We start from the raw sequence: 8,044 nt of genomic DNA, 5'->3' as shown, positions 1-8,044 counted from the left end.
CGCCGCGGTCGCGCCGGTCACCGGCCCGCCCTGGCGGCCGAACCCGGCGGAACTCGCCCGCCGACGCGCGGGCTACCGGGCGGACCTCGCCGGCGGGCTCGACCGCTTCTTCGAGCAGCCGCGCAGCACGTGCCCGTGGTGCGGCGGCGGTGAGCTCAGCGCGCGCCTGCTCGGCCGCGACGTGGCGCAGGGCAAGCCCGGTGAGTTCCGGTACGACTGGTGCGCGGGCTGTGGTCATGTCTTCCAGAACCCACGGCTGTCCCTCGACGGGCTGGAGTTCTATTACCGGGACTTCTACGACGGACTGGGCGCGACGGCGCTGGAGGAGGTGTTCGGGTTCAGCCCGCAGCCCTACCTCGAGCGCGCCCGCCAGGCCATTCCGACGCCCCGGAACTGGCTGGACGTAGGGGGCGGCCACGGGCATTTCTGCAATGTGGCGAGAACCGTCTGGCCGGGCACCCGCTTCGACGCCCTGGACATCGGCGCCGGCATCGAGGAGGCCGCCCGGCGGCGCTGGGTGGACCACGCCTACCGCGGGTTCTTCCCCGAGCTCGCCAACGAGGTCAAGGGGCGCTACGACGTCATCAGCATGTTCCACTACCTGGAGCACACCCGGGATCCGCGGGCCGAGCTGGACGCGGCCGCGGCCGCGCTGGAACCGGGCGGTCATCTGCTCATCGAGGTGCCGAATCCCGACAGTCCGGCGGCCCGGCTGTACGGCGCGCTGTGGCCGGGCTGGCTGATCCCGCAGCACCAGCACCTGATGCCCGCCGCCAACGTCGCCGTGGCGCTACAGGAACGCGGCTTCGCCGTGCAGGAGACCCGCTTCGGCGAGGTGCACCAGCAAGGCGACCCGGTGATGGCCCTGTACGGCCTGCTGCAACGGCTCGCGCCGTCGCCGTCGGCCGCCTGGCGCACCGCCGCGGTTCCCCGCCGGGCCCGGGCCGCGCGGGCCCTGACCACGGCGGCGCTGGTACCGGCCTTCGTGGGCGGCCTGGTCCTGGACGAGGTGAGCCGCCCTTACCTGACGTCGGGATCGCGCGCCAACGCCTACCGGATCCTCGCCCGCCGGCTCTAGTGCCGCCGAGCGGTGGTGACCGCCCAGCGGTGGTAGCCGCCGATGGTGCCGGCCGTCGAAACTGACGACCGGCACCATCTCCCGCGGGCTCGGCCACGCTGCCGGCCCACCGGGCGGGTGTTTGTCGGGACCCGCTGAACGAATTCCCGAGCAGCAGGTCACCCGGAGGCGACCAGCTCACCGTCGATCGGTCGGTGCCCCGTCACGCGGAGCGGACCGGCGCGGCGATCGTCTCACCAGTCCCAGCCATCGTCCTTCCACCGGTCCTTGCGCTTGTCGTCCTTGAACCAGTCGTCCTTGCGCCAGTTGTCCTTGTGCCAGTCGTCCTTACGCCAATTGTCCTTACGCCAGTCGTCCTTACGCCAGTCGTCCTTACGCCAGTCGTCCTTACGCCAGTCGTCCTTGCGCCAGTTGTCCTTGTGCTTGTCGCCGAACCAGTCGTCCTTGAACCAGTCGTCCTTGTGATTGCCGTCCTTACCCCAGTCGTCGCCGCCCCAGTTCTGGGCCTGCTTGACCGCGCCTCCCTCGTCGGACGCCCAGGCACTCGAAGCCGCTGGTCCCAGCGCGACGAAAATGGTCGCCATGCTCGACAGCGCGACCACTGCGGCCCGGGTCCTCATTGATCTCCGCACAGTTCTCCCCTACGGTTTCGGAAAAACAACCAACCAAGGTCGCGAGAAAGCGTATCCGGCCTGCCGTGGACCGCAAATCCAGCCGCTCGACCCTGACCCATTTCCGGTTTCTCTACACATTCCCGTAAGCCCCAGAGGATGACCGAAGAATCGGCGGAAACAATCGTCGACGACTCGGCCTCGCGGCGTCTCGCCGGCGCCCGGGCGGGGTACGCGCCGGGGGCGGGGCGACGAGGCGATCCGCCGGGTTCGGCAGACCTCGCCCGGATCGCCGGGCATCGTCGGCGGCCGTCTCGAAAGCCGGCCGGCCGGCCCGGGTGCAGACCCCCCTCCGACTACGTAGAGTAATCACGAGATGGTCGAGGGGGTTTGGATGCGCAGCACCGAGACGAGCCGCCCGCTGACGCCGGGCCTCGGTCGGTCACCTCGGCGCCGCACGGCCGAGCCAGCCGGCCGCCCGTTCCCGACCGGCCGCCCGTTCCCGGGCAGCTTGCTGCCCCCGGCCGGCATACCGTTCGTGGCCGCGGCGCTGCTGGCCGCGGGCTGCCTGCTCGGCGCCTGTTCCGGTCCGGCCGCCCCAACCCGACCCGCCACCCCGGCGCCACCCGCCCGGGTGACGGCTCCCCCGGCCGGTACCGGCACCGCCGCCCCCGCGAAGGTGCGGCACCTCGTCGCCCAGGCCGTGGTACCCGAGATCACCTGGTTCGCGACCCCGGACACCGCCGCCCCCCAGGGGCGCCTCGCCAACCCCAACCGGGAGGGCGTGCCGTTGGTGTTCGCCGTCGAGGAACGCCGGGCCCACTGGCTGCTGGTCCAGTTGCCGGTCCGGCCCAACGGGTCGCGGGGATGGCTGCGGGCCGAGGACACCCGGGTCACCGAGACCCCCTATGACCTGCGGGTCGACCGTTCCGCGCATCGACTCACCGTGCTGCGCGACGGCGCGGTCATCGCCCGCCTCCCGGTGGGCATCGGCACCGGTGGCACCCCCACGCCTTCCGGCCGGTTCTACCTCACCGAACTGCTGCGACCCGCGGATCCGAACGGCCCGTGGGGCCCATACGCCTTCGGGCTGTCGGGCTTCTCGGACGTGATTACCCAGTTCAACGGCGCCAACGGGATCATCGGGCTGCACGGCACGAACCGTCCCGACCTGGTCGGGACGGACGCCAGCCACGGCTGCATCCGGCTGCGCAACGCCGACATCGCAAAACTTGCGGGAATCCTCCCCATCGGCACACCGATCTTCATCGGTGAGTGAGTGCGCGTCATTCCTGGCGGATGCGGGGCGAGGTCCCTAGGCTACTTTCATGACGGGTTACCATCTGGCCCAGGTCAACATCGCCCGGGTACTCGCCCCGCTCGACTCCCCCGCGCCGGATGACATCCTGGCCGGCCTCGCGCCGGTGAGCGACCTCGGCGACGGGCAGCCCGGTTTCGTCTGGCGGCTGCCGCCCGCGCAGGGCGCCGCGGCAGTGCACACGTTCCGGCTCGACGCCGAGGCCGACCTCACCGTCATCGTGAACCTGACGGTGTGGGAGTCGGCGGACGCCCTCGCCGACTTCGTCTTCCGCCACGATCAGGGCGCGTTCCTACGGCGCCGGCGGGAGTGGTTCCATCCGACCGACCGGGCCACCAACGCCCTGTGGTGGGTGCCGGCCGGGCACCGGCCCGGCACGCCGGAGGCCGAGGAACGGGTCCGGCACCTGCGCACGCACGGACCGACCGCAACCGCGTTCACCTTCCGGCTGACGTTCCCCCCGCCGGATCGGCGGATCTCCCTGGTCCCGGGCAGCGGTCCGGAGCCGGCGGCCGAGCCCGCGAGTCCCGCCGACGTCGAGGTGCCGAGAAGCCTGGCCGCCGGCGGCTGAGTCCGGCCGCCGCGGCGAGGCCGTGGCGGCCTGGTTCTGACCATCGGGGCCACGGCGTCATCGACGATGCGTGACGAGCCGGGGACCGCGGCGGGTCAGCGGACCGCCGGGTCCACCAGGCCGACCCCACCAGCGTCGATCCCGATCCCGGCGGTGCCGCTGCCGGCGGTGTCGCTGCCGGCGGTATCGATCCAGCCGGCGAGGATCGACCCGAACACCGAGGGGTCCTCGCCGCGGTTCCAGAACGCCGTCGCCGCCTGCACCGCCGCCGCCCCCGCCCGCAGGTACTCGGTGACGTCGCGGCCCTCCCCGATCCCGCCGACTCCGACGATGTCGACGGTGTCCGGCAGCAGCCGGTGAAGCTGGCGCACCTGGCCGAGACCGACCGGCTTGAGCGCGGGGCCGCTCATCCCGGCCAGCTCCACGTCGACGACGGGACGGTGGTCGACGTCGACGACCAGGGCGTTGGGGAAGGTGTTCACCGCGGTGACGAAGCGCGGACCGCCGGGCCGCCCGGCGAGCTCGGTGAGCACCGCGGCGAGCTCGGCGAGCGCCGCCGGGTCGGAGAACGGCGAGATCTTGACGCCGTAGGGGACACGCCCGGCCGCATCAGCGCCGGCCCGCGCGAGCAGCGCGTCGCCGACCGCGGTGCAGATCGCCGCGGTCTGGCCGGGGTCGAAGCAGGCGATGCGCTTCTGGGCGCCGCCGTCCCAGACGTTCGGGCAGGCCAGGTTGAGCTCGATGAGATCGACGCCGGCCTGGGCGACGACCTCGGCGATCTCCTGGTATTCCTCGACGTCGAATCCGGCAACACTGACGATCAGTGGCTTGCCCGCCGCGTGGGCCCGCTCGACCATCCCGGGCAGGTGGGCGCCGTAGTAGTCCAGGCCACGGTTGGGCAACCCGAGCGCGTTGATCGAGCAGACCCGCCCGGGCCAGTAGACGTTGCCCGCGTTACCGGTCCGCGGCTGGCGGGTGATCGAGCCGACGACGATCGCCGCGACCGCCGACCGGGCGAAGGCGTCGACGTCCTCCACCGACTTGCACGTGCCGGCCGCGTTCATGACCGGGTGTTCCAGGGCGACGCCCGCCAGAGCACTCATGCCCGCCAGCCTAGGGCGGTTGCCGAGGAACCCGCCGGTCAGGCGACGGCTGCCCGCCGTCTGCCGAAGCGGCGACGCGTACGGTGCCGGTCGATGGCCTTCTGGTAGACCGCGATGCGCAGGGCGGCGATCCGCTTCGGCTCCAGTTCCTCGGTGCCGACCCGGCCACGGGCGCCCACTGCGGCGGCGAGTTCCGGGTCGGTGAGGAAGGGCTCCAGCGCGTCGGCGAGCGCGGGCGCATCCTCCGGCGGGACGACCGTTCCGCCCTCCCACTTCGCCACCCAGGTCGCGACGCCCGTGGTCGCGGTCGCGACGACCGGCCGACCCGAGGCCATGCCCTCCAGGCCGGCGATGGAGAAGCTCTCGAACCGACTCGGGACGACGACCGCCCGCGCCTCCTCGTATGCCTTGACGAGCTCGGGCCGGGTGAGGTGGCCCGCGAAGCGGCAGGTGACGCCGAGTTCGGCGGCGCGACGCGCCAGCCAGGTGCCGGTCGGGACGTCGTCGATGAGGCCGGACGACTGACCCGCGAAGACCACCGTCGGCTTGACGCCGCGCTCCCCGAGCAGCGCGGCGGCTTCGATCAGCACGTCGAGACCCTTGCGCCATTCGAGCCGGCCGACGACGAGGAGCGTGGGGTCGGTCTGCTGGGGCGACGGCACGGCGACGTACGGGGAGCGGTCGAACGGGTAGGGGATGACGTCGGCGTCGGTGTTCGGCTTCAGCCAACCGAAACCACGCAGGGTGGTGACGATCAGCTCGGACGGGGCCGTGCGCGCGTCGGCGCGCAGCGCGGAGAACCGATCGATCCGGTCCGCCAGCGCGCCCCGGCCGTGCAGCTCACCCTCGCGCAGGCGGACGTCCATCATCGTCGGCGTGTGTAGGTGGATCACGAGGGGAACATCGCGGCGCACCGCGGTACGCAGACCGCGGGTCTCGCCGTCCTGGGTCTCGATGACGTCGGGGTGCAGGCCGAGTCGGCGCAGCCAGAAAGCATAGGAGACCGCGAGGACCACGCGCAGGGAGAGGGAATCGCGGGGATGGTTCTTCCCCTGAAACGACCGCCCCAGCGGACCCAGATATCTGCTGACCGGCAATCGGAGCAACGGACGCCGGTACACCTTGACGCCGTCATGGTCCTCGTCGGTTCGGCGCCGCCCCTGCGCGCACAGGATATGGACCTGATGACCGAGCGCGGCCAGCGCGTGAGCGATGTCGTGCGTGTAGACACCCGCCCCATCCCAAATGATCGGCGGATACTGCTCGCACAAGAAGACGATCTCCATACCCATCCCCCACGCCGGTGAACTCCGGACGGCTCACCATAGCGCCAGCCTATCCAGCAGGCGCGGGGGGTTTCGGCCATTAGCAAACGCTGAGGATCTTAACCTTAACGTAAGAGAAGCGCCGGCCGGACGCGGTCTGACCTGCGCGTTGGCCCGCAACCCAACGGGAAACCTCCAGGCCGGAATGCCTTCCCTGGCGGCCCGACCAGCGGCACACGGACACGCAAGCGACACCGATCAGACAGCCACGGACACCGACCGGACGGCTTCAGGAGCATCCAGACCGCCGCGGAACCGGCCGGTCAGCGACGGATCAGCGCGACGACACCAGCCGGAGGCCGGCCGCCCGGCGATCGGAGCCCTGCCGCGGCCCCCGGCGGCGGGGACGAGGGAGGGGCAGGCCGTACCCGCGGTCCCGGGTGTCCGGCCCGAACACCGCGGCCAGTCCGATCAGCATCACGAACAGTCCCAGCAGCAGGAGTTCAGGCATCGTGGACCCGCCCGAGCAGGTCGGGGTGCGAAAGCACCTTGAGCCGGCACCCGATAGCGCTATTGTCTAACGTCATGGTCAACGATAGCAGTATCGACCGGGTCGTGGGGGAGCTTCGCCGGCTCGCGGCCAGCGGGGCCATCGGAGAGAAGCTGCCCAGCACGCGGACGCTGCAGCAGCGGCTCGGCGTCGGCCCGGTGACCGTGCAGCGGGCGCTGGGCCGACTGGTCGCCGAGGGCCGGCTGGTGACCCGGCCCGGCGCGGGTACGTTCGTCGCGGCCCGGCGCACCGTCCAGGCGAGCGACACCGACTGGCAGCAGGTCGCGCTCGGTCCGAGCCCCGTGCAGACCTCCGGCCTCGACGTGCTGTTCCAGCTGGTGGGCAGCCCGGGATTCCAGCTCGGGGCGGGCTACCTCGATCCCGCGCTGCGCGCGGACACCCGGCTGGCGGCCGCGGCCAGCCGGGCGGCGCGACGGCCGGACGCCTGGGCCAGCTCCCCCACCGCCGGCACCCCGGAGCTGCGGAGCTGGTTCGGCCGGCAGATCGGCGCCGAGCCGGAGAACGTGCTGATCACCCCGGGCGGCCAGGGCGCGTTGTCGGCGACATTCCGCGCGATCCTGCCCGCCGGCCATCCCGTCCTGTTCGCCACCCCCACCTACCCGGGCGCGCTCGCCGTCGCCCGCAGCGCCGGGCACATCCCCATCTCGGTGCCCGGCGACCAGGACGGGATCCGGCCCGAGCTGCTGCGCGAAGCGTTCGCGCGGACGTCGGCCCGGCTGCTGGTCATCCAGCCCACGTACGCCAACCCGGACGGCAGCGTGCTCGCGGCACAGCGCCGCGGCGAGGTGCTCGACATCTGCCGGCGGGCCGGCGCGTTCATCGTCGAGGACGACTTCGCCCGCTGGCTCGGCTTCGCCGCCGTGACGCCGCCGCCCCCGCTGTGGCAGGACGACGAGCACGGGCAGGTCATCACGATCCTCTCCCTGACCAAGGTGCTCGCCCCGAGCCTGCGGGTGGGCGCGGTCATCGCCCGCGGGCCGGTGATGAGCCGCATCGCGGCCATGCGGATCGTCGACGACTCCTTCGTCGCCCGCCCGGTCCAGCACACGGCGATCGAGCTGGTCAGCGGGCCGGCCTGGGCGGCGCAGGTCCGGGCGGTGGGCCGCGCCCTGCGTGAGCGGGCCGCGACGCTCGTCGCGGCGCTTGCCCGCGAGCTGCCCGAGTGCTCCTTCACCCCGCCGCGCGGCGGGGTGAACCTCTTCCTGCGCCTGCCCCACGGGATCGACGACCTGGCGGTGGCGACCAGCGCCGGGCGGCTCGGGGTCGCGGTCGCTCCGGGCCGGTTCTTCACCATCGGCGAGCAGGAGGCGGGCCACCTTCGCCTGTCCTACGCGGGCATCCGCGCCGAGGACATCCCGACCGCCGTCGGCCTGCTCGCGCAGGCCGTGCATGCGGTGGCCGAACGAGCACCCGGGTTCACACACTGAACCGCGAGCGCCACCGCCGGAACCGACCCGAGGCCTACGGCCGGCCGGGCGTCGCCGCGGCCTCCCGCCCCAGGGCCTCCCCGCCCGGGGCCTCCCCGCC

Annotated in this window: 8 protein-coding genes; 5 read left to right on the top strand and 3 right to left on the bottom strand. The window is 72.6% G+C overall.

Annotated features, from left to right (window positions below; translation table 11 throughout):
• The 4 genes from ND748_RS19890 to ND748_RS19875 form a co-directional block, all read left to right on the top strand.
• A partial coding sequence (locus tag ND748_RS19890) for a class I SAM-dependent methyltransferase (RefSeq protein WP_251747512.1) occupies positions 1-1,078 on the top strand: 1,078 nt, incomplete at its 5' end.
• A gap of 267 nt (positions 1,079-1,345) precedes the next feature.
• A complete protein-coding gene (locus ND748_RS35095; RefSeq protein WP_374215983.1) occupies positions 1,346-1,543 on the top strand; it encodes a pentapeptide repeat-containing protein in 198 nt (65 codons plus the stop codon).
• Positions 1,544-2,083: 540 nt separating this feature from the next.
• Positions 2,084-2,968 carry a L,D-transpeptidase gene (locus tag ND748_RS19880; protein WP_251747510.1) on the top strand — a complete coding sequence of 295 codons (885 nt, stop codon included), beginning with the start codon at positions 2,084-2,086 and terminating at the stop codon, positions 2,966-2,968.
• Positions 2,969-3,017: 49 nt separating this feature from the next.
• The gene (locus ND748_RS19875) at positions 3,018-3,578 is read left to right on the top strand and encodes a DUF3291 domain-containing protein (protein WP_251747509.1); all 561 of its coding nucleotides are present in this window, start codon (positions 3,018-3,020) and stop codon (positions 3,576-3,578) included.
• A 95-nt stretch (positions 3,579-3,673) separates the two neighbouring features.
• Here ND748_RS19875 and ND748_RS19870 read toward each other — a convergent pair whose 3' ends face one another.
• The 3 genes from ND748_RS19870 to ND748_RS19860 form a co-directional block, all read right to left on the bottom strand.
• Positions 3,674-4,681 (bottom strand): dihydroorotate dehydrogenase, encoded by a 1,008-nt coding sequence (locus ND748_RS19870; RefSeq protein ID WP_251747508.1) that lies wholly within the window; start codon positions 4,679-4,681, stop codon positions 3,674-3,676.
• Between the two features lie 38 nt (positions 4,682-4,719).
• Positions 4,720-5,967, bottom strand: coding sequence for a glycosyltransferase family 4 protein (locus ND748_RS19865; RefSeq protein ID WP_251747507.1), 1,248 nt, complete (start codon positions 5,965-5,967; stop codon positions 4,720-4,722).
• Positions 5,968-6,280: 313 nt separating this feature from the next.
• Entirely contained in the window at positions 6,281-6,457 is a 177-nt protein-coding gene (locus ND748_RS19860) for a hypothetical protein (protein WP_251747506.1), read from the bottom strand.
• A 74-nt stretch (positions 6,458-6,531) separates the two neighbouring features.
• Here ND748_RS19860 and ND748_RS19855 point away from each other — a divergent pair, with 74 nt between their 5' ends.
• Positions 6,532-7,944: a PLP-dependent aminotransferase family protein gene (locus tag ND748_RS19855; protein WP_251747505.1), complete on the top strand. Its 1,413-nt coding sequence runs from the start codon at positions 6,532-6,534 to the stop codon at positions 7,942-7,944.
• The last annotated feature ends 100 nt before the right edge of the window (positions 7,945-8,044 follow it).

It is taken from the genome of Frankia sp. AiPs1 (genome assembly GCF_023716945.1).
GTDB lineage: Bacteria > Actinomycetota > Actinomycetes > Frankiales > Frankiaceae > Frankia.
The sequence above is the reverse complement of the archived record's forward strand: the minus strand, read 5'-3'. Positions and strand labels throughout refer to the sequence as shown.